General features: G+C 54.2%; 22 protein-coding genes and 1 tRNA gene. 19 read left to right on the forward strand and 4 right to left on the reverse strand.

Going from position 1 to position 23,785, the window contains the following annotated elements:
* Positions 1-110 precede the first annotated feature (110 nt).
* Positions 111-1,910 carry a hypothetical protein gene (locus V6575_RS20555; RefSeq protein ID WP_340277064.1) on the reverse strand — a complete coding sequence of 600 codons (1,800 nt, stop codon included), beginning with the start codon at positions 1,908-1,910 and terminating at the stop codon, positions 111-113.
* Between the two features lie 275 nt (positions 1,911-2,185).
* Positions 2,186-2,275 (reverse strand) — tRNA-Ser (locus V6575_RS20560).
* 486 nt (positions 2,276-2,761) lie between these two features.
* On the opposite strand from V6575_RS20560, the gene V6575_RS20565 reads away from it, so the two are divergent.
* The 11 genes from V6575_RS20565 to rlmH all read left to right on the forward strand — a co-directional run bounded on the left by V6575_RS20565 (position 2,762) and on the right by rlmH (position 10,864).
* The gene (locus V6575_RS20565; RefSeq protein WP_340277065.1) at positions 2,762-3,382 is read left to right on the forward strand and encodes a 50S ribosomal protein L21; all 621 of its coding nucleotides are present in this window, start codon (positions 2,762-2,764) and stop codon (positions 3,380-3,382) included.
* A 53-nt stretch (positions 3,383-3,435) separates the two neighbouring features.
* On the forward strand, positions 3,436-3,705 hold the full coding sequence (rpmA, locus tag V6575_RS20570) for a 50S ribosomal protein L27 (protein ID WP_340277067.1): 270 nt from the start codon (positions 3,436-3,438) through the stop codon (positions 3,703-3,705).
* 128 nt (positions 3,706-3,833) lie between these two features.
* On the forward strand, positions 3,834-4,442 hold the full coding sequence (locus tag V6575_RS20575) for a GNAT family N-acetyltransferase (RefSeq protein ID WP_340277071.1): 609 nt from the start codon (positions 3,834-3,836) through the stop codon (positions 4,440-4,442).
* Positions 4,442-5,005, forward strand: coding sequence for a GNAT family N-acetyltransferase (locus V6575_RS20580; protein WP_340277138.1), 564 nt, complete (start codon positions 4,442-4,444; stop codon positions 5,003-5,005). The genes V6575_RS20575 and V6575_RS20580 overlap by 1 nt, the downstream gene beginning before the upstream one ends.
* Positions 5,002-5,553, forward strand: a complete 552-nt coding sequence (locus V6575_RS20585; protein ID WP_340277073.1) for a GNAT family N-acetyltransferase — start codon at positions 5,002-5,004, stop codon at positions 5,551-5,553. The genes V6575_RS20580 and V6575_RS20585 overlap by 4 nt, the downstream gene beginning before the upstream one ends.
* 31 nt (positions 5,554-5,584) lie before the next feature.
* Positions 5,585-6,631: a GTPase ObgE gene (gene obgE, locus V6575_RS20590; RefSeq protein WP_340277075.1), complete on the forward strand. Its 1,047-nt coding sequence runs from the start codon at positions 5,585-5,587 to the stop codon at positions 6,629-6,631.
* Positions 6,619-7,770 carry a glutamate 5-kinase gene (proB, locus tag V6575_RS20595; protein ID WP_422785611.1) on the forward strand — a complete coding sequence of 384 codons (1,152 nt, stop codon included), beginning with the start codon at positions 6,619-6,621 and terminating at the stop codon, positions 7,768-7,770. The genes obgE and proB overlap by 13 nt, the downstream gene beginning before the upstream one ends.
* A 69-nt stretch (positions 7,771-7,839) precedes the next feature.
* Complete coding sequence (locus V6575_RS20600) at positions 7,840-9,114, forward strand: glutamate-5-semialdehyde dehydrogenase (RefSeq protein WP_340277141.1); 1,275 nt, start codon at positions 7,840-7,842, stop codon at positions 9,112-9,114.
* Entirely contained in the window at positions 9,111-9,746 is a 636-nt protein-coding gene (locus V6575_RS20605; protein WP_340277076.1) for a nicotinate-nucleotide adenylyltransferase, read from the forward strand. The genes V6575_RS20600 and V6575_RS20605 overlap by 4 nt, the downstream gene beginning before the upstream one ends.
* Positions 9,747-9,899: 153 nt before the next feature.
* A complete protein-coding gene (gene rsfS, locus V6575_RS20610; RefSeq protein ID WP_422785613.1) occupies positions 9,900-10,316 on the forward strand; it encodes a ribosome silencing factor in 417 nt (138 codons plus the stop codon).
* 65 nt (positions 10,317-10,381) lie between these two features.
* Entirely contained in the window at positions 10,382-10,864 is a 483-nt protein-coding gene (gene rlmH / locus V6575_RS20615) for a 23S rRNA (pseudouridine(1915)-N(3))-methyltransferase RlmH (protein WP_340277077.1), read from the forward strand.
* 54 nt (positions 10,865-10,918) lie between these two features.
* Here rlmH and V6575_RS20620 read toward each other — a convergent pair whose 3' ends face one another.
* The gene (locus V6575_RS20620; RefSeq protein ID WP_340277079.1) at positions 10,919-11,446 is read right to left on the reverse strand and encodes a hypothetical protein; all 528 of its coding nucleotides are present in this window, start codon (positions 11,444-11,446) and stop codon (positions 10,919-10,921) included.
* A 405-nt stretch (positions 11,447-11,851) separates the two neighbouring features.
* Between V6575_RS20620 and V6575_RS20625 the strand changes: the two genes are divergently transcribed.
* The 8 genes from V6575_RS20625 (at position 11,852) to fdhF (ending at position 22,650) form a co-directional block, all read left to right on the forward strand.
* A complete protein-coding gene (locus V6575_RS20625) occupies positions 11,852-13,204 on the forward strand; it encodes a murein hydrolase activator EnvC family protein (RefSeq protein ID WP_340277081.1) in 1,353 nt (450 codons plus the stop codon).
* Entirely contained in the window at positions 13,201-14,541 is a 1,341-nt protein-coding gene (locus tag V6575_RS20630) for a S41 family peptidase (RefSeq protein ID WP_340277083.1), read from the forward strand. Before V6575_RS20625 ends, V6575_RS20630 begins: the two co-directional genes overlap by 4 nt.
* A 207-nt stretch (positions 14,542-14,748) precedes the next feature.
* Complete coding sequence (locus tag V6575_RS20635) at positions 14,749-15,765, forward strand: divergent polysaccharide deacetylase family protein (RefSeq protein WP_340277145.1); 1,017 nt, start codon at positions 14,749-14,751, stop codon at positions 15,763-15,765.
* 9 nt (positions 15,766-15,774) lie between these two features.
* Positions 15,775-16,305, forward strand: coding sequence for an RNA pyrophosphohydrolase (locus V6575_RS20640; protein ID WP_340277084.1), 531 nt, complete (start codon positions 15,775-15,777; stop codon positions 16,303-16,305).
* A gap of 75 nt (positions 16,306-16,380) precedes the next feature.
* Positions 16,381-17,151, forward strand: a complete 771-nt coding sequence (locus tag V6575_RS20645; protein ID WP_340277086.1) for an SDR family NAD(P)-dependent oxidoreductase — start codon at positions 16,381-16,383, stop codon at positions 17,149-17,151.
* Positions 17,152-17,201: 50 nt separating this feature from the next.
* On the forward strand, positions 17,202-18,113 hold the full coding sequence (locus V6575_RS20650) for a LysR substrate-binding domain-containing protein (RefSeq protein WP_340277087.1): 912 nt from the start codon (positions 17,202-17,204) through the stop codon (positions 18,111-18,113).
* Positions 18,114-18,208: 95 nt separating this feature from the next.
* Positions 18,209-19,885 (forward strand): NAD(P)H-dependent oxidoreductase subunit E, encoded by a 1,677-nt coding sequence (locus tag V6575_RS20655; RefSeq protein WP_340277088.1) that lies wholly within the window; start codon positions 18,209-18,211, stop codon positions 19,883-19,885.
* A complete protein-coding gene (fdhF, locus tag V6575_RS20660) occupies positions 19,882-22,650 on the forward strand; it encodes a formate dehydrogenase subunit alpha (protein ID WP_340277089.1) in 2,769 nt (922 codons plus the stop codon). The genes V6575_RS20655 and fdhF overlap by 4 nt, the downstream gene beginning before the upstream one ends.
* Before the next feature lie 3 nt (positions 22,651-22,653).
* Here the strand turns inward: fdhF and queG are convergent, their stop codons facing one another.
* The gene (gene queG / locus V6575_RS20665) at positions 22,654-23,778 is read right to left on the reverse strand and encodes a tRNA epoxyqueuosine(34) reductase QueG (protein ID WP_422785612.1); all 1,125 of its coding nucleotides are present in this window, start codon (positions 23,776-23,778) and stop codon (positions 22,654-22,656) included.
* Positions 23,779-23,785: the final 7 nt, after the last annotated feature.

A 23,785-nucleotide genomic window follows, 5' to 3' on the forward strand; every position in this document is an offset into this window, starting at 1 on the left:
TACAACACCAAGCGACCCCATAGTGCATTGGGCTACCGCCCACCTGCGCCAGAGGCCATCATCCCGATGGACCAAAGGCCAATCATGCACTAACTTTCAAAGTGGACCACTCAAGTGGGGCTGATCAGGGTTTCCCTGTCTTTGAATTTTTCGCGGAGGTCTTCGATATTTCCGCCTCGTAGCGAGTGAAACACCTCACGGTTTCGGCTGTTCGTGGTTTTCACCCCTGCCGCCTTTAGCAGGCGTCCCATGTAAGACGATGCGGATCTCGCCGGGTCTTCCAGACGCATCAATTCCTTGAATATGAAACCTTCCTGCTGGACTGCCCACTGGATGAAACCGATATCCTCGAGAATGCGGTGAAGGACGAAATAGTCCTCGCTCTCCTCGGTCTTCGAGGGCGTCTCTTCGGACGCTCCTGTTTCTTCTTCGACTATTTCCATTTTCGGTTGGAGGACCCAGACCCCCGGGAACTTTTCGATGATGTCGTCGGCACTCGTATAGGTCAGAAGACCGATACGACGTCCGGTGAGGTACCCGAGAAGGGGGAGCATCGCATTATCCAGCAAGCCGCTTTCTACGCCCTTCCGAAAGATGGTCGAGACCTGGAAGGAACTCAGTGGTGATGTTTTGGCCTTTCGGTTGTTCTTGCGTCCCTTGGGAAGGCGCAAGCTCACATTCTCCAGTGGGTTCTTGTACTCCCAGCCAAGCGCGCCTTCTGCGATTATCCGTTTCACGGTCGAGACGTATTGCGTCCGGATCGTTGTCGAACTCAACGGTTTGAGCTGAAGGTCGGTGTTATCGGAAATAATTTCCCGGGCGCTGAGACCCTTGCGGCGGTCAGACATCTTCGCTGGATAGAATCTGAGAAGTTCGATGAAGGCTTGCAGATCGGACGGCACATATGTGTCTGCCGGATGGTCGCCAACCAGTTCAATGAACAACTCACAGCGAGTGCGGGCCGAAGCGACGTCGGTTGATTTTCCGGACTTGGTTGCCCTTCGTTTCTCCCATGCATCCAGATTTTCTTTTGCGACGACAGAGAACAGCGGAGCGGAAGACGCGGGTCGTTCGATGAATCTACGGTCGAGTTTATAGGTGGGTATATGTTCGTCCGAATTCGCAGCAGGCTGTTCAGGCATTGTGGCGGTCTGAACGGGGCTATCCAAAATGCAATCCGGAGCCGCCGTCGTTTCGGTAGGCGGATCAGGCTTTTTGTGGATTGTAAAGTCAGCCACGTCGCCGTCTGCTTCACCCAGACCGTAGTGCCGTGTCTTTTCCCGGTCTTTAGATGCCGTACTAGCCGCTTCGACCATTTGAGACCCTTCTCGAGGTTGAGTCCCGAAGTTGGCGTCCAGCGGTTTTTCAGGTGATCCCCCGTATCCAACTGAAACGCCAGTGCGCTCAGCAAGTGCTCTTGCCCTTCGGGCAGTCTCCTCTCTTGGATCAGCCGTTCGAGCGGCACTGTCCTTTTCAGTGAAAGCGGCTTCCAGATCGCTCGTGTACTTCGCCTGAAGCGTTTCGAAGTTGTCTACAACGAGGGGATTGGCGTTTTCTGGATCAGAGATCTCTTTCGACAGCTGGACGAACCCCCGCATGGCCGCGAACATCTTTTGATCTGCTGGGCTGTCTGAAGGGGGCGGGCTTGAAATGATTTTCTGATAGACGCGGAGCTCGCCGATGAGTTCTCCCCTTCGGTTCGGATCGGTCAGCTTGGCCTCGAGTTCTTCATCGGTGTATTCCGAGAAGCCGTCTTTCTTTGGTTGATCGTCTGTCACGCCCAGTTGTCCCGCCCGTCCGAACAGTCGCCGCGCATAACCAATCAGGAGGTCAGCCTGATGCCGCGCTTCCTTGTGCGGACATGCACCGAGGCTGATCCGGATCGGTGCCGCACGGCGTGTCGGATCCAAATGTTTCGGCCATCGAACCTGAAAAAGATAAATATTTTGGGACCGGACCAGATTGGGGCCGGGAGAGGGAGTTCTCGGCTTCCCGGGTTTCGGTGTTCCGGACGGAGGTGGGGGCGATTGATCGCGGCGTCCCTGACGGACGGCGTCAAGGGAGACGACGGTCGATACCTTGCGCGATACCATGAACGATACCAGCCTCTATTCAAGGTTGGCCGTTTTCTGAACATTCGCGGAATTCTGCGGTTCGCCGAAATGGCGGAGAGTGGGAAAAGTTATGGCGGGGAGAGAGGGATTCGAACCCTCGGAACGCTTGCACGCTCAACGGTTTTCGAGACCGTCCCATTCAACCACTCTGGCACCTCCCCGCGGTACTTTAAGATAAATGGGTCTCAAGTGGCGCGGAACATAGCCAAGGCGCACCTCCCTCGCAAGGGGCAGTTTGGGTGTTTGCAAGCTTTTTTGTAAGCATTTGCAAAATAACGAAAACTGGTTGGCAGGCTGGTGAAGCTGGCCAGTTGTTGGTAAGTTGGCCAAGGATCTCATCTGCACGAACATGCCGAACTCAAAACTGGGCGAGAATGCCGCCCTAAAGCCAGTTTTGCGTTGACTCAGATCTGCCCATGCATATAGTGCGCGAGCTTGAAAAGGTGGATTTGGGAACGATTCCGCCGTTTCTCTTTGTTCTAAGGCCTGGTCGACCGTACCGGATAATCTCCGAAACAGCCAACCGCAAAGACCCGGGCATCTCGCACGAGAGGCTTTATGGGCGCCGAAGGACAGGATTTAAGGAACGCGACCTTAGCCACTAAAGGCGAGGCGTGATTAAAAACGAAAAGAAGGACGTGCGAGACATGTTCGCAGTGATCAAGACCGGCGGTAAGCAATACACCGTCGCAACAGACGATCTCCTGAAGATCGAAAAGCTTGACGTTGAAGCTGGTGGTACTGTCACATTTGACGAAGTACTGATGCTCAACGATGGCACAGATACAACTGTTGGTGCTCCGCTTATCGAAGGCGCCACTGTTGTTGCTGAGGTGGTCGATCAAGGCCGCCATCGCAAAATCATCATTTTCAAGAAGCGTCGGCGTCAGAATTCCCGCCGCCGTAACGGCCATCGCCAGTCTTTCACCCTCATCAAGGTGACTGACATTCTGGCAGCTGGTGCCAAGCCTGCTAAAAAGGCTGCACGGAAGGCCGCAGCCAAGGAAGAAGCACCGGTAGCCGATAGCGATGAAGCTGTCACGCCGTTGTTCACAGCGCCGGAAGGCAAGGCCGATGATCTCAAAAAGATCTCTGGTGTTGGTCCGGTTCTGGAGAAGAAGCTGAACGCGCTGGGTATCACAACCTACGCGCAGGTCGCTGGCTTCTCCGCAGACGACATCGCCCGCGTCGACGATGCCTTGAGCTTCAAGGGCCGCATCGAGCGCGATAACTGGCTTCAGCAGGCCAAGGAACTGGGCGGCGAATAATCGCCTCCATTTCATTGTTCTGACTCCAACTACGAGAAACGAGGAGCACCCTCATGGCACATAAAAAAGCAGGTGGTTCGTCCCGCAACGGTCGCGATTCCGCTGGTCGCCGTCTCGGCATCAAAAAGTATGGTGGCGAAGCTGTAATTCCGGGCAACATCATTGCGCGCCAACGTGGCACGCAATGGCATCCTGGCACGGGCGTTGGCATGGGCAAGGACCACACAATCTTCGCAGTCGTCGAAGGCAAAGTGGAATTCCAGGCTAAAGCCAACAAGCGAACCTTCATTAACGTGCTTCCAGTGGCGGAAGCAGCGGAGTAAAGTCGACGTGTTATCAAAAACCGCCGGCGCCTCATCGCCCCGGCGGTTCAAGATGAACCAGTCAAAGTTCAAGGGGAGATGGAGCGCCATCTCCCCTTTTTCTTTGAATTTTGACTGGAGTTAGAAACATGGTTGTTGAGAGTGATGGTCTCTTAGACGAAAGTTGTCGGGGTGCGGCTGCCCCTTCGCCGCAGGAAGCTGTCCGTGTTCGGCTTGATATGCCGCGAACGGACGATCTGCCTGATATTATGTTCCTGGCGAACAATCATCGCATTGCCATGAACCTGTCGAGCATGCCGCATCCATTTTCGCTCGATAATGCCAAAGCCTTGATCAAACGCGCTGAGATATACCGGGACAACAACGCGACCTTTGCAATCCGTATGGCAACAACTGGCCGGTTTATCGGTGTCGCAAAATATGGCGAGGCGGAAGCTGGTGGCCCGGTTCACATCGGCTATTGGCTTGGTGAGCCCTTCTGGGGTGACGGGCTGGCAACGGAAGCTGTTCATGCACTTGTCGATCACGCCTTTACCAACGGTTCGATGGACGAGTTGACAGGGGGCTGCAGGGTGACCAATCCTGCGTCCCGGCGTGTCCTTGCCAAATCTGGTTTTCAATACCGGGACCAATCGATCATCCATTCGGTTGGGGCACGGGGCACGGTGCCAATTGAGCGTTTCAATCTGGAGCGCGCAGTTTGGGCCTCGCTCAAAACTTGGGGGAGGACGGCGTGATGCTTCCGGTTTTGAAAACGAAACGCCTTTTACTTAGACCTTTGCAGACCGGCGATGCGGACGCGATTGCTACCCTTGGCGGGCGCGATTTTGAAGTGGCTCGCTGGCTGACAGGGTGTTCCTGGCCCTACCAAGACGGTGAGGCCGAGGAGTATGTTGCAAAGACATTGGCAGCAGAGCCAATGGAGGCCGAGGCTGTTTTTGCGATCACCCTGGGCGGAGTGTTTGTTGGCGTGATTGCCATTGAAGCACCCGGAGACCTGGCAGAGGAACCGGAGTGTCCAACACTTGGCTATTGGCTGGGCCGACCTTTTCAGGGCTTTGGTTATGCTGATGAGGCGGTTGAGGCCATCTTGGGCTGGGCTTTCAGGACGCATGATTGTCAGGCGATTGCGGCGCGCGCATTCGAGGACAATGTCGCTTCACGCGGTCTGTTGCGGAAGCATGGCTTCAAGCCGGCTTGCAAGACAATGCGTTTTGCCAAGCCATTGGACCGAGATGTGTCCTGCATTGTGGTGCGTTTGGAAAGAGCCGCTTTTGATCGGCGGAGGGCTGCGGCATGAACCTACCAACGCTTGCCACAGAACGGCTGAAACTCAGACCGCTCCGGTCTTCTGACCTGGAGCGGCTAGAGCTGCTGTGCGGTAATTATGAAGTTTCCAAGATGCTGTCGCGTGTGCCGCATCCTTATGACCGGGTGCAGGGCGAGGCCTATTTGAAAAAGACTGAGGAGATCGCACAGGACTGGCGTCGTTTTGGCCAGGCGGATTTCGCCGTTAGCCAAGAAGGGCAGTTGATTGGCGTGATTGTGCTGCGAGAGTTGCAAGAAGCACCCGGGATCGGCTATTGGCTTGGCGAGCCTTATTGGAGAAAAGGCTATATGACTGAGGCATTGGCTGCAGCTTTGCGCTGGGTGTTCGCTGCGACCGGCATCAAAAGCCTGCGCGCTGAGGTCATGAAGGACAATGCAGGCTCGAAGAATGTCCTGAAGAAACTTGGTTTTACGGTGGTCGGGGACGGGGCTTCCATGAGTTTGGCGCGCGGAAACGTCGCAGAAAACTGGCACATGGAGCTGGTGAGACAGAATTTTAAAAGTCCGGTATCGACATGACGGCTACGACGGACAATAGAAAGACAAGAACATGAAATTCCTCGATCAGGCCAAGATTTTTGTCCGTTCCGGTAATGGCGGCGCAGGCTGTATCTCGTTCCGACGTGAAAAGTATATCGAATACGGCGGACCTGACGGCGGGGATGGCGGCCGTGGCGGTGATGTTTATGTTGAATGCGTCAATGGTTTGAATACGTTGATCGATTATCGCTATCAGCAGCATTTCAAGGCCGAAACCGGCATCCACGGCATGGGTAAGAACAGAACTGGTGCTGACGGCGGACATGTCGTCATGAAGGTTCCTGTCGGCACACAGATTCTTGAAGAAGACAATGAGACTGTCATCGCTGATCTGACAACAATTGGGCAGAAGGTTCTTCTGCTCGGTGGTGGCAACGGCGGGTTCGGCAACGCGCACTTCAAATCTTCCGTCAATCAGGCACCGCGCCGCGCCAATCCGGGTCTGGAAGGTGAGGAAAAATGGGTCTGGTTGAGATTGAAGCTGATTGCTGACGCTGGCCTTGTCGGCCTGCCAAATGCTGGTAAATCAACCTTCATTGCAGCGGTTTCTGCAGCCAAGCCGAAGATTGCAGATTATCCCTTCACCACGCTCCATCCGAACCTTGGTATTGTGAAAATTGATAGCAATAGCTTTGTTATGGCCGATATTCCGGGCTTGATTGAAGGGGCACATGAAGGAATTGGGCTCGGTGACCGTTTCTTGGGTCATGTTGAGCGGACCCGCGTCCTGCTGCACCTTGTGGATGGCTCGAATGAAGAGGATCCGGGCGAATCCTATCGTGTAGTACGCGGCGAGCTGGAAGCCTATGGCCATGGCCTGATGGACAAGACCGAGATTGTCGCGTTGTCCAAGTCCGATGCGCTGACCGATGAGATGATCGAGGAAAAGGCAGCATCGCTTGAAGCGGCGTGCGGCCAGAAGCCTTTGATCCTCTCGGCGGCCAGTGGGCACAATGTAGAGCGTGTTCTGCGCATGATCATGCGCGCCATTGATAAGGACAAGCAAGACGCTGCCAATCAGTTGCCGGCCAAGGAACAGGAGGGATGGCATCCCTGATGTCTGCCTTGCGTCCTCTTGTCATTGATGGCCGCTTAGTCGTCAAAATTGGGTCTGCCCTTCTCGTTGGAGATGGCAAGCTCAAGCGTGACTGGCTTGAAGCTATGGTGGCCGATCTTGTCGCTCTGGTAAAAGAGGGTGCGGAAGTAGTCGTTGTGTCCTCAGGGTCGATTGCTCTGGGGCGCGGTATTCTTGGCCTACCGAAAGGTCCACTTAAGCTTGAGGAAAGCCAGGCGTCCGCTGCGGTTGGCCAGGTCTCTCTTGCGCAAGCCTATGCCGATTGCTTCGGGCAGTATGGAATTCAGGCCGGTCAAATCCTGTTGACGCTTGGGGACACTGAAGAGCGTCGACGATATCTGAATGCGCGCGCGACAATCGGCACCATGCTGAAATTCGGTGCCGTGCCAATTATCAATGAAAACGATTCCGTTGCGACCTCGGAAATCCGTTATGGAGACAACGACCGGTTGGCCGCGCGAGTGGCGACGATGGCAAGCGCTGACTGTCTGGTGCTTTTGTCGGACATTGATGGCCTTTACACGGCACCACCTCAGCAAAATCCAGACGCGGTGTTCCTGCCTGAAGTCCCAAGGATCACGCATGAAATCGAAGCAATGGCGGGAAGTGCCGGGTCTGAGCTTTCACGTGGCGGTATGAAGACGAAAATTGATGCGGCCAAGATCGCCACTGCGGCGGGAACGACTATGGTCATTACGTCAGGCAAAGAGTTCAACCCTTTGAAACGATTGGACGAGGGAGCGCGAGCGACTTGGTTCAGGGCACTGGAAACACCCGGGTCTGCGCGCAAGGCGTGGATCGGTGGTCATCTGGAACCGCGCGGTGAGATCAGTCTCGATGTTGGAGCAGTTAAAGCGCTTCAATCGGGCAACAGCCTTCTTCCGGCGGGTGTAACAAAAGTGACTGGGGAATTCTCCAGAGGCGATGCAGTCAAGGTGCTTGATCCGGAGGGCAAGGACATTGGCCGTGGTTTAATCGCCTATGACGATGATGAGGCGCGGATGATTGCAGGGCGTAATAGCCGCGAAATTGAAGCGATTGTCGGATACCCGGGCCGGTCAGAAATGGTTCATCGCGATGACCTTGTACTGAACGATGCAATGTTGACTGGCGCTAGGTAATATAGCTGTATCGGAAGAATGGCCCAGAAATATAAACTGGAAATTCGGGCTGAAACGCGAGACGGAATGATGGTGGATAAGGCAAACGACGTTCAGGCCATTATGGCAGATATCGGCCAACGTGCACGTGTTGCCGGACGCACTCTTGCGACTGTACCAGCAGAGACCAAGAATCTGGCGTTGCGCGAGATGGCGAAGGCCGTTCGTGTTGCGATGCCGGCAATCCTGACAGGCAATGCCAAGGATCTTACCGCCATGAAGGCGAATGGGCAGACAGCAGCATTCCTGGATCGTGGCACGCTGAGCGAAGAGCGGATTGAAGCCATTGCGCAGGCGTTGGAAGCCATTGTTACACTAGAGGACCCGGTCGGAAGCGTTATGGCTGGATGGGATCGGCCCAACGGGCTGCAGATTAATCGGGTGCGTACTCCGCTTGGCGTCATTGGTGTTATTTATGAAAGCCGTCCGAATGTGACAGCTGATGCGGGGGCATTGTGCCTGAAGGCAGGCAACGCGGTTGTTCTGCGTGGTGGTTCCGACACAATCCATTCCAATATGGCCATTCATGCAGCTCTGCAGTCGGGCCTGAAGTTTGCTGGCCTGCCGGAAGATGTCATCCAGATGGTGCCAACAACAGATCGTGCCGCTGTTGGGGAGATGCTTAAGGGACTTAACGGCAATCTGGATGTGCTCGTACCGCGGGGAGGCAAGAGCCTTGTTGCGCGCGTTCAGGATGAAGCGCGTGTGCCCGTTTTTGCCCATCTTGAAGGCCTGGTGCACATCTTCATTGATAAGTCGGCAGATTTGAACTCCTCTGTTGAGCTTGTCGTCAATTCAAAGCTTCGTCGAACCGGTATTTGTGGTGCACTTGAAACGCTGTTGGTTGATGAGGTTGTCGCAAACAGTCACCTGCCGGTGATTGTGAAAGCCCTGCAAGATGCAGGCTGTGAAGTTCGCGGAGATGTGCGTACCCGTGAGCTGTGTGAGGATGTCGTTCCGGCGACGGTAGACGACTGGAGCACCGAGTATCTTGACGCGATTCTGTCGGTGAAGGTTGTGGCCGGTCTTGAAGCTGCGGTTGACCATATCGCGCTCTATGGCTCCAATCACACCGATTGTATCCTTGCTGAAGACCCAGCAGCAGCAAGCGAGTTTCTTCAGAAGGTGGATTCGGCCATCGTCCTTCACAATGCCTCCACCCAGTTTGCAGACGGTGGTGAGTTCGGCATGGGGGCTGAAATCGGTATCGCGACGGGTCGTATGCATGCCCGTGGACCTGTGGGTGTCGAGCAGCTGACCAGTTTTAAATACTTGGTGCGCGGCAAGGGACAGACGCGTTCATGAGTGGGGGAGCTGGGCTGGGAGAGGGAGCGCCGGATTGGTACAGGCTGCCCCATGCCGAGCCGGGCAATCGGATCGGAATCTTCGGGGGGTCTTTCAATCCGCCTCATTCGGGCCATATGCTTGTGGCAGAGACGGCCCTCAAGCGACTTTGTCTTGATCAGATTTGGTGGTTGGTGACACCGGGAAATCCCTTAAAGGATCATTCCGAGCTTGCACCTTTGGAAAAGCGTGTGCATATGACGCGTGCGCTGGCGGATCATCCAAAGATGAAAGTGACGGCGCATGAAATTACCCTCGGTTCACGTTTTACGGCTAGAACCATAGAAATGCTGCTGGTAAAGCGGCCTGCACTTCGGTTCGTCTGGATTATGGGTGCAGACAATCTGGCTGGTTTTCACAGTTGGCAAGATTGGCGCAATATAATGAAGAGCGTTCCTGTGGCGGTTGTTGACCGACCAGGAGCGTCCTTGGCGACACTAGGGTCACCATTGGCGAAAGCCTTTGAAAGGTGCCGGGTTCCAGAGATGGATGCCCAGCTTCTGCCAGATCTGAAGCCGCCGGCTTGGACATTTCTTCATACCGCTCTCGATGCAACTTCGTCGACGCGCTTGAGGCAGAACAAACAAACGTAACGAAAAGTGAAGCTTTCTGATTTCTTGGCTGTCTTGAAAGTGCCAAGTCCGAAGGCGTAGTCTTAAAGTCGATCACCGTGAGGGTGATCGAGGTACGGTCAATTTTCTTCCAGGCATGCGTGCCTGGGGGCTTTAATCTGAAAGGCACGACACCTGACCACGACCTTTGAAAACGAGGGGACCACGGCGTCCACTCCAGTAGAGTCTTCCGCAAGAACTGATCTTACGGGAGAGCTGATCGATGCAGTTCTCGCCAGCCTTGAAGATGCTAAGGCTGAGGACATTGTAACTCTTGAAATCGGGGCTAAGAGCTCTCTGGCCGATCAGATGGTGATCGTGTCGGGTCGGTCCCATCGTCATGTGGGGGCAATCGCCGATTACCTCGTGCGTGACGTGAAGCTTGCCGGTGGCGGCAATCCAAGTGTTGAAGGTATGAACACTTGCGATTGGGTGCTGATCGATGCTGGCGATGTGATTGTTCATGTGTTCCGGCCCGAAGTTCGCGGTTTTTACAACCTCGAAAAAATGTGGTCTCCTGAGCCAGAAGACCTTCCAAAGTACGTTAGTTAAAGCGTTGCTTTGAACGAGTTCACAACGTGCCGGGACTAACACCTAGTGTCCCGGCGGGGTAGCTTATGCGATTTGTTTTCGCCTGTATCGGGCGCATGAAGTCCGGTGCCGACAAGGAACTGTTCGACCGCTATGTCGACAGGGCGCGTAAGTGCGGCCGTAGCTTGGGTGTAACTGCTGTAACGGTCAATGAATTGTCCGAAAGCCGTGCGCAACGCGCCAGCGAGCGAAAAGCTGAAGAGGCGTATGCACTCATTGCGGGTCTTCCGACCGGTGCCCGCCTCATCGTGCTCGACGAGCATGGCAAGTCGATGAGCAGCATGGCTTTTAGCTCAAAACTCGACGCCTGGAAAAACGATAGCATTCAAGATGTTGTCTTTGCCATCGGTGGTGCAGATGGTCATGGCGAGGAATTGTTGGCCAGAGCTGACCTGAGAATTGCCTTTGGCGCAATGACCTGGCCGCATCAGATCGTGCGTATTTTGTTGGCAGAGCAGGTCTATAGAGCCCTGACGATCCAATCAGGCCATCCCTATCACCGCGAATAGATATGGTAAGACACCGCCCGGAAACGTGTTCCAGGCGGCTTATGAGTTTGGACTTTAGTCACCTGTGCAGTAGTACCAGAAGCCTTCGGTCAAGGCGCTGTTGCTCCATGTCCAGCAAAGGGTTGGATCTGGCGGTGGTGGTGGCGTGTTCGCTGCAACGATGATGATGGTTCCGAGCGTAATGCCGAACACGGCCCTGCCCCAGTATTGGCCGTGCCAACCGCTCGGGCGCTTAACAACATTTACATTTACATTGCGGTTGATTGTAGTGTTGTTCACATTGCGGTTTACTGTGTTGTTGTTGTTGTTGTTGTTGTTGCGATTTTTAGTCGTGTTGTTAGTTTTTTTATTGATATTTGTATTCTTGTGTCTTTTATTGACGTTGGTGTTTTTTGTTTTATGACCGGCGCGTTTTTTCTCAGAGACCTGTACAAACTCTGAATGCACTGAATTTGTGTCTGGCGTAGGGGCATTCATCGAGAAATTGGCAAGTGGGGCTGCTATTACAGCCGCGGATTGCCCGATACCTGCACTGAAGAGGCTCAAAGCCATAATTGTTGCTGTTATTTTAGAAAGCTTCATGTTTCGAAAATCTCCTGTATCCAAATTTGCGTCCCGTAAACGCTATCTAATGTGGCGAAATGGAAAAACCATTTCTAGACTTGTGATATCTAGCGGTGTGTCCTTGTTGATACGCTAAGACCTTGCCTTCAAATTATGGCCAAGGAATGAAGCAGTTTTATCTATTGCACACCAAGGTTTTGATAGTGAAGAGTGAGTTGTTTATCTGGGAGATGCTGTAGACAGAAGCGCCCGGTTATCGCCTTAATCGGTCGCTATCTCTTACCGGACCAATTCGTTCGAATGTTGGATTGGTAAACGCTTCCTTAACGATACGCTAGGTATCGATTTTACATGTTGTTTCTGAGCAAGAACAAATTGCAGGCAGGCCGTGAATGGAGGTCCCTAATATGGGGGGCTGGTCGCTTGCTGAAGGGAAGGTCTCTCCTGTTGGCCTTCGGTTTCTTGCTGTCTTTTGCGCTGCAACCTGCGATATCCACCGAAACTACGCCTCAGAAAAGTGCTGAGGATGCTGCAGTGAAAGTGTCTGCAGAGGTTGCAGCTGCACTTGCAAAAAAACAGGAGCGTGAGCAGGAGTTGCTCTCTATTGGGCGTGATATCGAAGTGTCTTCTCAGCGTCAGACAGAGATCGCGCGTGAAATTCAGCTGATCGATCGTGACCGGGAAAGCCTGAATGGAAAAATCCTGGGCACCGCTGATACGATCAAGGGCTTGGAGACTGAGCTCAATGATACGGACCGCCGTCTTATGCGTCTTGGCGCGAACGAGGATGCCGTCAGGCTGTCTCTACATGAGCGCAATGGTGTGCTTTCGGAAGTTCTTGCTGCTCTCCAGCGGATCGGTCGCCGTCCTCCTCCAGCGTTAGCCGTGCGACCGAGTGACGCGCTTGCGGCAGTGCGCAGCGCGATCTTGCTCAACGCTGTCATGCCCGAGCTTCGCGTTGAGACCGAGGCACTTGCATCTGATTTGGCAGAATTAAGCCGTTTAAAGTCCACAATTGCGACTGAAAAAACCAGTTTACGAGGCGATACAATGCGCCTTGCAGAGGAAAAATCACGCCTAGAATTGTTGCTGAGTGTGAAGCGTCAAGAACGTGACAAGACGGCTGGACAGCTGGCACAAGAAAAGCAAAGGGCAGAGGAACTGGCGGGAAAAGCCGTGTCTCTAAAAGATTTGATCTCTGATCTGGAAACAGAAATTGAGAGCGCGAGAACGGCTGCGGCAAAGTCTCGCGAAGCAGAGCGTCAGGCCCGTTTAGGTGGACAACGTCAGGAGGATCCCTTTGCGGATCCTGGGCGTTTGGCCCCCGCTTTGGCGTTCGAGAACACCAAAGGCCGGCTGCCAAAACCGGTTGCGGGTCAGATGCTCCGCGACTTTGGTCAAAAAGACGAGTTTGGCAGCCTCACTCAAGGTCAGTCGATTACGACCCGTGCAGGCTCGCCTGTTACGTCACCTGCAGACGGGTGGATTGTATATGCTGGTCCATTCCGTTCGTTCGGCCAGCTCTTGATCCTGAACACCGGCGGCGGTTACCATGTCCTTCTAGCTGGAATGGACCGAATCGACGCTGAGTTAGGGCAATTCGTACTTGCCGGAGAGCCGGTAGGCGTTATGGGCACCACCAAATGGGCGAGTGCCTCCACGATTGGTCTGGGTTCTTCTCAGCCGATCTTGTATGTTGAATTTCGAAAAGACGGAAGTGCAGTGGATCCCACACCTTGGTGGGCACGCACCGAAGAAGAAAAGGTTCGCGGATGATTCGGAAAGCTTCACTGCTGCTCGTCGGCACATTGATGGGAGCTGTTGCTGCCGTCACCCTCGCCCAGGTCCCTTTTCGTGTCAGCGACGAGGCGCATGCAGCTGCCTCTGACACGTATCGTCAGCTCAATCTGTTCGGAGATGTTTTCGAACGGGTTCGCTCTGACTATGTCGAGACGCCTGACGATGCCGAGCTGATCGAAAATGCGATCAATGGCATGCTGACATCTCTGGATCCGCACTCCAGCTACATGAGTCCGAAAAGTTTCCGGGACATGCAGGTGCAGACGCGCGGTGAGTTTGGTGGTCTTGGGATCGAGGTGACCATGGAAGATGGCTACGTTAAGGTGGTGACGCCCATTGATGACACACCTGCGTTCAAGGCTGGCGTTCTAGGTGGCGATTTGATCACCCATATTGATGGTGAACAAATTCAGGGCCTGACCTTGAATGAAGCCGTTGAGAAAATGCGCGGACCGGTCAAGACTGATATCGTTGTTACCATTCGCCGCGAAGGCGCGGGTGAGCCATTCGACATAACGATTACAAGGGACATCATTCGGATTCGTTCGGTTCGTTGGCGCGAAGAAGGTGATGTCGGGTATATTCGTATCACTCAGTTTAATGAGCAGACGTTCGATGGCCTGAAAAAAGGCATTGAAGAGACATCCGAAAAGATCGGAGAAGATAACCTGAAGGGCTTCATTATCGATCTGCGGAACAACCCTGGCGGTCTTCTCGATCAGGCAATTGCTGTTTCGGATGCTTTCCTGGATCGTGGTGAAATTGTCTCTACGCGCGGTCGTAATTCAGATGAAACACAGCGTTATAACGCCCGCAGCGGTGATCTGACTGATGGCAAACCAGTAATCATTCTTGTTAACGGTGGCTCTGCTTCTGCTTCGGAAATTGTGGCGGGGGCCCTTCAGGATCATCGTCGTGCGACGGTGCTTGGCACACGCTCTTTCGGTAAGGGCTCTGTGCAGACGATCATTCCTCTGGGTGCAAATGGCGCAATTCGTCTGACGACAGCGCGTTACTACACTCCGTCGGGAACATCTATTCAGGCCAAAGGTATCCAGCCGGATATCGAAAGCTTGCAGGATTTACCTGATGATATGAAGGGACGGGCAACCACCACAGGTGAGGCTGGACTGCGCGGTCATCTGGAGTCTGAGGACAAGGATGGCGAGAAAGAACAGTCTGGAAGCCAAGCTTATGTGCCTGCCGATTCCAAGGACGACAAGCAGCTGAACCTTGCGCTTGACCTGCTGCGCGGTACGCAGGTCAACGCTGCATTTCCTCCTGTAGGTGATGCGGCCTCAGCGCCTAACTAAATGAAGTCCTTACAGCCGTGCGCTTTTGAGCGTACGGCTGAGCTTGATGTAATGGGGACGTAAAACACAGGATACCTTACGAACGCTATGGCGAGCGAAGATCTCACAGCTCCTTTAGGGTTGGGCAAACGGAAAATTTTCCGGCTCCCTTTTGGACTGATTGGCTTAGGTATATTGAGTGTTTTAGGGACCACAGCCGTCATTTGGATGGGGGCGGTGGACGACCCGTATGGTGGTGAGCCGGTTGCGGTTGTTCCGCTAGAAAATACCGTTGAAGGATTGTCGTCTCGTGACATTGAAGTTGTTGAGATTAATCCGTCCCTCGATGGTGATCTGGGCCCAAATCTTCGTCCTAAGGCAGAGAACTCCAGTCTCGGACCGCGCTATGAGCTGCAAGCCAAGACAGGGGAAGATGGCGTTGCTGGCAGTCAGCTGATCAATCCGGATCCAAGGGTGAGTGAGAGGACCGATTACGGTTTCTTGCCTAAGATCGGCTCAAGTGGTGTGAGGCCGCTTGATGCTTATGCGCGTCCATTTTCAACTGATTTTGCATCAATTCCCAAGATAGCAGTGATCATTGGGGGACTGGGCTTGAGTGAAAGTGGAACGCAAAACGCGATCGACAGACTGCCCGTGGATGTCACTTTTGCAATGGCGCCCTATGGTTCTAATCTGGACCGCTGGATGCAAAGCGCTCGCTCTAAGGGGCATGAGTTGCTTTTGCAGCTTCCGCTTGAGCCATTCGATTTCCCCGACAATGATCCAGGGCCGCACACGCTGCTCGTCAGTCTGCGCCCTGCAGAAATGATGGACCGGCTCGCTTGGCTTTTAACCCGTGTCACCAATTATGTTGGTGTTATCAATGATATGGGCGCGCGCTATACGTCCACACGGCCGTCTATGCAGTATCTTTTAGAGAAATTGCGCGAGCGGGGTTTGATGTTCGTTGATAATGGAACGTCCTCTCGTAGCAGCTCCGATGAGGTTGCTGCGGAGGTTAAAGCACCGTTTAGCTCTGTGGACGTTGTGCTTGATACTGTTCCTCGTGAAGATGAAATTAATGCCAAGCTGTTGCAACTCGAAGGCATTGCGCGTGCCCGCGGAATTGCTGTTGCGTCCGGGTCTGCACTTCCGATCACGGTCAAGCAGTTGGAAATCTGGGGTCGAGACCTTGAGGAACGAGGCCTAATGCTTGTTCCTGTAAGCGCCACAATAGACAGATGAGATAACTTTGTGACCATCAATCAAACTGCTCAGGGTTTCCCAACTGTCGAAAATGGGCTGCCCTATCGCCCGTGCGTCGGGATTATGGTTTTGAACGATCAGGGCAAGGTCTGGGTCGGAAAACGTGATGATGGTCAGGGAGCATCTCACTATGAGTATTCTTGGCAAATGCCGCAGGGCGGAATCGATGCAAAGGAAGACCCCCAGAAGGCGGCTCTCAGAGAGCTTTATGAGGAAACGTCAATTCGTTCTGCAACGGTAATTGCGGAGACAGATGGTTGGCTGACCTACGACTATCCGGCAGAAATACTGGCTAACTCAAGACGAAAAAAATACGGCGGCCAGGCTCAAAAATGGTATGCAGTACGTTTTGAGGGCAAAGAGTCCGAGATCGATGTTTTATCCCCTCCAGACGGCCATAAGCCAGAGTTCTGTGAATGGGCCTGGACCGCTGCCGACAAGCTTCCATCCTTGATCGTCCCGTTCAAACGCGATGTATATCAGCGGGTTGTCGCAGCGTTTTCTCATCTAACAGCTTGACTTGGGAGCCAAGGTGCTTTGCCTTGAGATGTCCTGATGTGATTGGAAAACGATTGCGGGGCGTTGGGAGGACAAATGGATCTCGGAACAGACCTTTCGGGCAAGCGGGTCCTTGTGACTGGTGCATCCAGTGGATTGGGAGCGCACTTCTCTGAGTTATGTGCAACGCATGGTGCACATGTGGCGATTGCGGCACGCAGAATTGATCGTTTGGAAGAAATGCGTCCAAGGCTTATGGCGCTTGGTGCCGCAAGCGTTTGCCCCATCGAGCTTGATGTCAAGGATGGTGCCTCCATTCATGCATGCAGGGCCAAGGCGGTCGAGACTTTTGGCGGTCTCGATGTGCTGGTCAACAATGCAGGCATTGCGCGCGAAGGGGCTGCGCTGGATCAGACTGCGGAAGATTTTGATGCCGTTATGGGCGTCAACCTGCGCGGTGTCTGGCTCATGGCAATATCTTGCGGCCGACATTGGCGGGACACCGCTGATGGCGGGTCAATCATCAATATTTCGTCTGTACTGGGTGTTCGTGTGAGCAAGGACTTGGCATCCTATGCCATCTCCAAGGCTGGCGTTATCCAAATGACAAAGGCCCTGGCCCTTGAGTTGGCTCGTCACAATGTCCGGGTGAATGCATTGGCGCCGGGGTATTTTGAAACCGAGATAAATGAAGGGTTCTTTGAAACCCAAGCGGGGCAGGAAATGATTTCTCGCGTGCCGATGCGCCGTATCGGTGACCTTGACGATCTGAATGGGCCTTTCCTTTTGCTCGCCAGCGAAGCCTCCCGTTACATGACAGGAGCTGTTTTTCCTGTCGATGGTGGCCATTTGGTGTCTTCGCTCTAGGCATGCACTCTAAGATATAAAGTTGATGACCGGAGGGGGGTCAACGCGAAATGATGGACCGCTTGCCACCATTTGATCTGATTGATTTGCGCTTGCTCTTGGCGTTATCTGAGCATAGGCATTTTGCCCGTGCTGCGGCGGCTTGCGGGCTGTCCCAGCCAGCGCTGTCGGCGCGTATTCGGAGACTTGAAACAGCACTGGCAACGCCGCTGATATTTCGGGGGAAACGGTTTGAGGGGTTTACTCCTGAGGGCGCGCGCATTCTTGCTTGGTCTCGGCGGATTTTGTCTGACTGCGGTGGCCTCGTGCAAGACCTGTCGTCTTCAGAGAGCCCCTCCGGCAATCTGCGAATGGGTGTGGTGCCATCGGCGGCCCCATATGCGGGAAAGCTGTGTGGTGCGGTGGCAAGCTGTTATCCAGACATGACCTTTCGCCTGTTGTCGATGTCTTCAGATCTCATAGAGGCGGGCCTTGACGATTTTAGTCTCGATGCGGGCCTGACGTATCTGAACAAGCCGGACGTGACTGGCAGAACGTCGATTACTCTTTACGATGAAAAATACTCACTTGTTGCAGCGCAGAGTTTTGTCCTTCCCAAGGGGGACGAAGACGGCATTTCCTGGAAAGCTGCCGCTGAGCTGCCTTTATGTCTGCTGACGGAAGACATGCAGAACAGGAGGATCATCGATACGGCGTTTCACAGCGCAGGTGTGAGCCCGGTTCCACGTTTTGAATCCAACAGCTTCAATGCAATTCTGGCGCTTGTCAGGCAGGGTGGGTTGGTGACAATTTTACCGCGTTTGCAGGTCGAGCAAGGCTTGAGTGCAGGTTCGCAGGTTTTGGAGTTGGTCGAGCCAGATATTAGCGCGAGCCTTGGTCTTGTTGTTCCGACGCGAGAGCCTGCATTGCCAGTTTCTTCGGCACTTCTAGCCGCCGTGCCTGAGATCTTGAAAGACTTTTGATCACCTGAGGTGATCAAAAAATCATCATTGATGATTTGCCAATTGTGACTGACCGGCGTCTTCTAGCGGAAAATAGCCAGTCGGGAAGAAGCAATATGACATTCGGCAAGGGGCTTTCCAGAAAGCCGTCCCAGCCCAAGGGCCGCCAGCTTGATGAGGCCGCACTTGAAGACGTCCGTGTTCTATTGGATGGGGAGTCGCGTCAGCGCGATCTGTTGATCGAGCACTTGCACAAGATCCAGGATGAATATGGGTGTCTTGAAGCAAAGCACCTGAAAGCCCTGGCAGAAGAAATGCGGTTGTCCCAAGCCGAAGTTTTTGAGGTTGCGAGTTTCTATCATCATTTTGATATCGTGCGCGAAGGCGAAACGCTTCCTGCACCTCTGACTGTGCGGGTGTGTGATAGCGTTGCGTGTTCCTTGAAAGGTGCTGATGCTTTGGCCTCGGTTCTGGAGTCAGGATTGGACCCGTCAAAAGTCCGTATCCAGAAGGTTCCCTGCATTGGTCGCTGTGCCGCTGCTCCAGCGGTTCAAGTTGGCAAGCGTGCCGTTGATAACGCGAGCGAAATGACTGTTCTTTCGTCTGTTTACGCTGGAGAGATTGAGCCGTCGATCCCTGACTATGTCGGCCTGACGGCCTATTTGGCGGACGGTGGGTATAATGTGTTGCAAAGAGTTCGGTCCGGAGAACTGAAAGCAGAAGACATTGCCGAATATGCTTTGGCTGCCGGATTGCGTGGATTGGGTGGCGCTGGGTTTCCAACGGGAACCAAATGGAAGATTGTCAACGACCTGCCGGGGACTAAGTACCTGACAATCAACGGCGATGAAGGCGAACCTGGAACATTCAAGGACCGTGTTCATCTGGAGCGCGACCCGCATCGCATGTTGGAAGGAGCGCTGATCGCGGCCCATGCTGTCGGTGTTGAGCGTATCTACATTTACATGCGCGATGAATATCCGGCAGTGCTTGAAATCCTGAAAACTGAAATCGCTCTGCTTCGGGAAAATGGCATTGTCACCTCTATTGATTTTGAGCTACGGCGCGGGGCAGGGGCCTATATCTGCGGTGAAGAAAGCGCGATGATCGAATCAATTGAGGGCAAGCGCGGGCTTCCGAGGCACCGGCCGCCTTATATTGCGCAGGTTGGTCTGTTTGGCCGTCCGACCCTGAATCATAATATTGAAACGCTGTTCTGGATCCGGGATATCGTCGAAAAAGGCTCCGAATGGTTTGCTACTCAAGGACGCCGAGACCACAAGGGATTTCGGTCGTTTTCGGTGTCTGGAAGGGTCAAATCACCCGGCGTTAAAATAGCACCGGCAGGCATCACAATGAATGAGCTGATTGCCGAATATTGTGACGGCATGGATGAAGGCCATAGCTTCAAGGGGTACCTTCCAGGAGGCGCATCTGGCGGCATATTGCCCTCGTCATTGGCCGACGAACCACTTGATTTTGGCACTCTTGAAAAGCACGGCTGCTTCATAGGAAGTCACGCCATCGTGGTGTTCTCCGACAAGGATGACATGCGAGACGTTGCGTTAAACCTGATGCGGTTTTTCGAACATGAAAGTTGTGGCCAATGTACGCCCTGCCGCTCTGGAACAGAAAAGATGGTGGCGTTGCTTCAAGACGAAACCTGGAACAAGGACAAGATTGCGGACCTTGATGTCGTGATGCGTTCGGCCTCGATTTGTGGGCTTGGCCAGGCGGCCAGCAATCCAGTGGCATCCGTTTTGAAATTCTTTGCAGAGGAAGCCGGATCATGAGCGAAGCAATTACCTTTTCCCTCGACGGCAAGACAGTGACAGCTGCGGAAGGGGAGAGCATTTGGCAGGTTGCCAAGCGTGAAGGCATTACCATCCCGCATCTCTGTCACAAGGACGCGCCCGGTTATCGCTCTGATGGCAATTGCCGAGCCTGTATGGTCGACATTGAGGGTGAGCGCACCCTGACAGCCTCCTGCGTCCGCCAGCCGTCTGAAGGCATGGTTGTAAACACGGAAACAGAGCGGGCGACCAAAGCTCGTGAAATGGTGTTCGAGCTTTTGATGTCCGATCAGCCATCCCGTGAAGTGCATCCCGATCCGGAAAGCGACTTCTGGCAGTGGTCGTACAAGGTCGGCGTGTCTGCAAGTCGATACGCCCCGTGCGAGCGACCGGTTCAGGACATCTCCCACCCTGCAATTGCGGTCAATCTGGAAGCCTGCATCGCCTGCAATCTGTGTGAGCGTGCTTGCCGAGAAGTTCAGGTCAATGACGTGATCGGTATGGGCTGGCGTGGGTCTCATGCGGCACCGGTATTCGACCTTGCTGATCCTATGGGCCTGTCCAGCTGTGTTGCTTGCGGCGAATGCGTGTCGGCCTGTCCAACCGGTGCCTTGTTTGAAAAAAGTCTGATGGATGAAGAGGCCAAAGTGCGGGCTGTCTATCCAGACGAGACGGTTGATAGTGTCTGTCCGTTTTGCGGTGTGGGCTGCCTCACCAAAGTCTCGGTCAAAAGCGGAAAAATCGTCCAGGTTGAGGGACGCGACGGACCAGCCAACGAAAACAGGCTCTGCGTCAAGGGACGTTTCGGCTTCGATTATGTCGCCAGTCCGGAACGCCTGACAAAACCTTTGATCCGCCGCGATGATGCACCCAAGGACCAAAATATCGAGCTGAACGGCTCCAATTACCTTGATGTCTTCCGGGAGGCGACTTGGGACGAAGCTCTGGATCGTGCGGCTGCTGGTCTGCAGGAATCCTACGCGGCCAAGGGCGGCGCTGGTATTTCTGGCTTTGGCTCTGCCAAGGGGTCGAATGAAGAGGCCTACCTGTTCCAGAAGCTGATCCGTCAGGGTTTTGGGAGCAATAACGTCGATCATTGCACTCGGCTTTGTCATGCGTCTTCAGTAGCTGCTTTAATGGAAGGCATTGGCTCAGGCGCTGTGACCGCGCCGTTCCGGGCCGCTCTTGATGCCGACTGTGTCATCGTGATTGGCGCAAGGCCCGAGCAAAACCATCCCGTCACTGCGACTTATCTGAAGCAGGCTGCGAAGAAAGGCAGCAAGTTGGTCATCATGGATCCGCGCCATCAGGGTCTGATGCGCCATGCTGACCATGGTTTGATTTTTAAGCCCGGCACTGATGTTGCCATGTTGAACGCCATGCTCAACGTGATCATCACCGAAGGTCTTTATGATCGGCAGTATATCGCCGCCCATGTGGATGGCTTTGAGGCGCTGAAAGAAAAGGTCTCCGAGTTTACGCCAGAAGCCATGGCACCTGTCTGCGGGATTGATGCTCAGACGCTGCGAGATGTTGCAAGACTTTATGCCTCCAGTGGCAAGTCGATCATTTTCTGGGGCATGGGTATTTCCCAGCATGTGCATAGCACAGACAATGTGCGTTGCCTGATCGCGATGGCACTGATTACCGGCCATATTGGCCGCCCAGGTACCGGGCTTCATCCTTTGCGTGGTCAAAATAATGTCCAGGGGGCGTCTGATGCTGGCCTCATTCCGATGGTCTTCCCGGATTACCGTTCAGTTGAAGATCCCAATATCAGAGCTGAATTCGAAGACGCCTGGGGACGTACTCTCGACCCGCAACGCGGGCTGACCGTTGTCGAAATCATGGATGACATTATCGCTGACGGGATTGAGGCGATGTATGTGATGGGTGAAAACCCGGCCATGTCTGATCCGGACCAACATCATGCGCGCAAGGCCCTGACCACTCTGAAGCATCTGGTGGTGCAGGACATCTTCCTCACCGAAACTGCATGGCACGCAGATGTCATTCTGCCAGCGTCAGCCCATGCGGAGAAACTTGGTACCTACACCAACACCAATCGTCAGGTGCAAATCGGGCGCCCCTGTGTTCCGCTGCCAGGAGAAGCTCGGGCCGACTGGGAATTGTTGATGGAACTGGCGAACCGGCTGGATCTTGACTGGACTTATAGTGGCGTGCCTGAGATTTATGAAGAAATGCGCTCACACATGCCGTCGCTTGCGCATATCTCCTGGGAGCGCCTGGAGCGGGACGGAACGGTGACCTATCCGGCAGATGCCGACGATACACCGGGCAATGAAATCCTGTTCGGGGATTCATTTCCAACAGAAGATGGCAGGGCGCGGATTGTGCCTACCGATCTTGTGCCGCCGGCCGAGCTGCCAGACAGCGACTTCCCGTTTGTCTTGACCACGGGCCGTATGCTGGAACATTGGCATACCGGAGCCATGACGCGCCGGGCGACGGTGCTTGATGCGCTTGAGCCGGAGCCGGTCGTCTCTATGCATCCCAAAGACATTCGTGCGGCCGGATTTACACTTGGGCAGCAGGTAACTGTGGAAACGCGGCGGGGCGCCATTACGCTGACGCTTAGGGCCGATCGGGATGTTTCAAGCGGTATGCTCTTCATGCCGTTCTGCTTTTCTGAAGCCCCGGCGAATTTCCTGACCAACCCGCAGCTTGATCCTTACGGTAAGATTCCGGAATTCAAGTTCTGCGCAGCGCGGATTGCACCAGCAATGGCAGAGGCTGCAGAGTAGGCCTCATGCAGCCCATTCAGACCGGACACTTGCATCAGGTTCCGTCGTGGATCGCTTGCACCGTTCGGCTTCAACGGCGCAAGCGCTGGCAAGCTGTGTGAGCGCCCAGACCGCCGCGCCGCGCACGGTCGGGTCTTCGTCATCCAGGTGCTCTTGAATGGCAGGCAGGAGGTTCTGATCATCCGAGTTACCAGCAGCGATCAGAACATTGCGCAGGAACCTATTCCGCCCGATTCTTTTAATCGGGGAGCCGGAGAAGAGCTTTCGAAAAGCCGGGTCGTCCAACCCGATCAAATCTGACAGTTTGGGCTGCTTGAGGTCATCGCGTGCGATTAGCTTGGCTTCACGTGCGGATGAGGCAAATTTGTTCCAGGGGCAGGCCGCAAGGCAATCGTCGCAGCCGTAGATCCTGTTGCCCATGGGTTTCCGAAATTCTGGTGGGATCGGTCCGGCATGTTCAATAGTCAGATAGGAAATGCAGCGCCTGGCATCCAGTTGATAGGGAGCGGGGAATGCGTTGGTCGGGCAACTTTCCAGGCACGCTGTGCAGGTGCCACAATGATCCACTTCCACACCGGAGGCAGGCAGCTCCAATGTGGTGAAAATCGATCCCAGAAAAAACCAGGAACCGAGCTTGCGTGAGACCAGGTTCGTGTGTTTGCCCTGCCAGCCAAGACCGGCGGCTTCTGCTAACGGCTTTTCCATGACGGGCGCTGTATCAACAAAAACCTTCACATCACCGCCTGCGCGGGAGACGAGGAAGCTGGCAAGCTCTTTCAGACGACCTTTGATGATGTCGTGGTAGTCGCGGTTGCGTGCATAAACGGATATGCCCGCACTCTTTGGGTCATTCAGATGTGCCAACGCCGGGTCGTCAGGGCCATAGTTCATCGCAAGCATGATGACGGAAGAGACTTCGGGCCAAAGCACTTGCGGGTCGCCTCGTCGCTCTGCTGTCTCGGCCATCCATCCCATGGAACCGTGATGGCCTGCATCCAGAAACTGCTTTAAACGCTCCGGCGCTTCGGGAATGCTGTTCGCAGACGCGATCTTCAGGCCATCAAAGCCAAGATTTTGGGCCCTTTCCCGAAGGGCTTTCAATAGGCGTTCCGGGTTCACTTGGGCCACGCCCCTG

The sequence above is a fragment of the Roseibium algae genome (assembly GCF_037783265.1).
GTDB classification, from domain to species: domain Bacteria; phylum Pseudomonadota; class Alphaproteobacteria; order Rhizobiales; family Stappiaceae; genus Roseibium; species Roseibium algae.

Bases quoted from the DNA above. Each gene is read 5' to 3' on its own strand.
- V6575_RS20565 (WP_340277065.1), top strand. From the start codon at position 2,762: ATGTTCGCAGTGATCAAGACCGGCGGTAAGCAATACACCGTCGCAACA.
- V6575_RS20635 (WP_340277145.1), top strand. From the start codon at position 14,749: ATGGGGGCGGTGGACGACCCGTATGGTGGTGAGCCGGTTGCGGTTGTT.
- V6575_RS20645 (WP_340277086.1), top strand. From the start codon at position 16,381: ATGGATCTCGGAACAGACCTTTCGGGCAAGCGGGTCCTTGTGACTGGT.
- V6575_RS20580 (WP_340277138.1), top strand. From the start codon at position 4,442: ATGCTTCCGGTTTTGAAAACGAAACGCCTTTTACTTAGACCTTTGCAG.
- V6575_RS20600 (WP_340277141.1), top strand. From the start codon at position 7,840: ATGGTGGATAAGGCAAACGACGTTCAGGCCATTATGGCAGATATCGGC.
- fdhF (WP_340277089.1), top strand. From the start codon at position 19,882: ATGAGCGAAGCAATTACCTTTTCCCTCGACGGCAAGACAGTGACAGCT.
- V6575_RS20650 (WP_340277087.1), top strand. From the start codon at position 17,202: ATGATGGACCGCTTGCCACCATTTGATCTGATTGATTTGCGCTTGCTC.
- V6575_RS20605 (WP_340277076.1), top strand. From the start codon at position 9,111: ATGAGTGGGGGAGCTGGGCTGGGAGAGGGAGCGCCGGATTGGTACAGG.
- rlmH (WP_340277077.1), top strand. From the start codon at position 10,382: ATGCGATTTGTTTTCGCCTGTATCGGGCGCATGAAGTCCGGTGCCGAC.
- V6575_RS20620 (WP_340277079.1), bottom strand. From the start codon at position 11,446: ATGAAGCTTTCTAAAATAACAGCAACAATTATGGCTTTGAGCCTCTTC.
- V6575_RS20655 (WP_340277088.1), top strand. From the start codon at position 18,209: ATGACATTCGGCAAGGGGCTTTCCAGAAAGCCGTCCCAGCCCAAGGGC.
- V6575_RS20585 (WP_340277073.1), top strand. From the start codon at position 5,002: ATGAACCTACCAACGCTTGCCACAGAACGGCTGAAACTCAGACCGCTC.
- V6575_RS20630 (WP_340277083.1), top strand. From the start codon at position 13,201: ATGATTCGGAAAGCTTCACTGCTGCTCGTCGGCACATTGATGGGAGCT.
- obgE (WP_340277075.1), top strand. From the start codon at position 5,585: ATGAAATTCCTCGATCAGGCCAAGATTTTTGTCCGTTCCGGTAATGGC.
- proB (WP_422785611.1), top strand. From the start codon at position 6,619: ATGGCATCCCTGATGTCTGCCTTGCGTCCTCTTGTCATTGATGGCCGC.
- V6575_RS20575 (WP_340277071.1), top strand. From the start codon at position 3,834: ATGGTTGTTGAGAGTGATGGTCTCTTAGACGAAAGTTGTCGGGGTGCG.
- rpmA (WP_340277067.1), top strand. From the start codon at position 3,436: ATGGCACATAAAAAAGCAGGTGGTTCGTCCCGCAACGGTCGCGATTCC.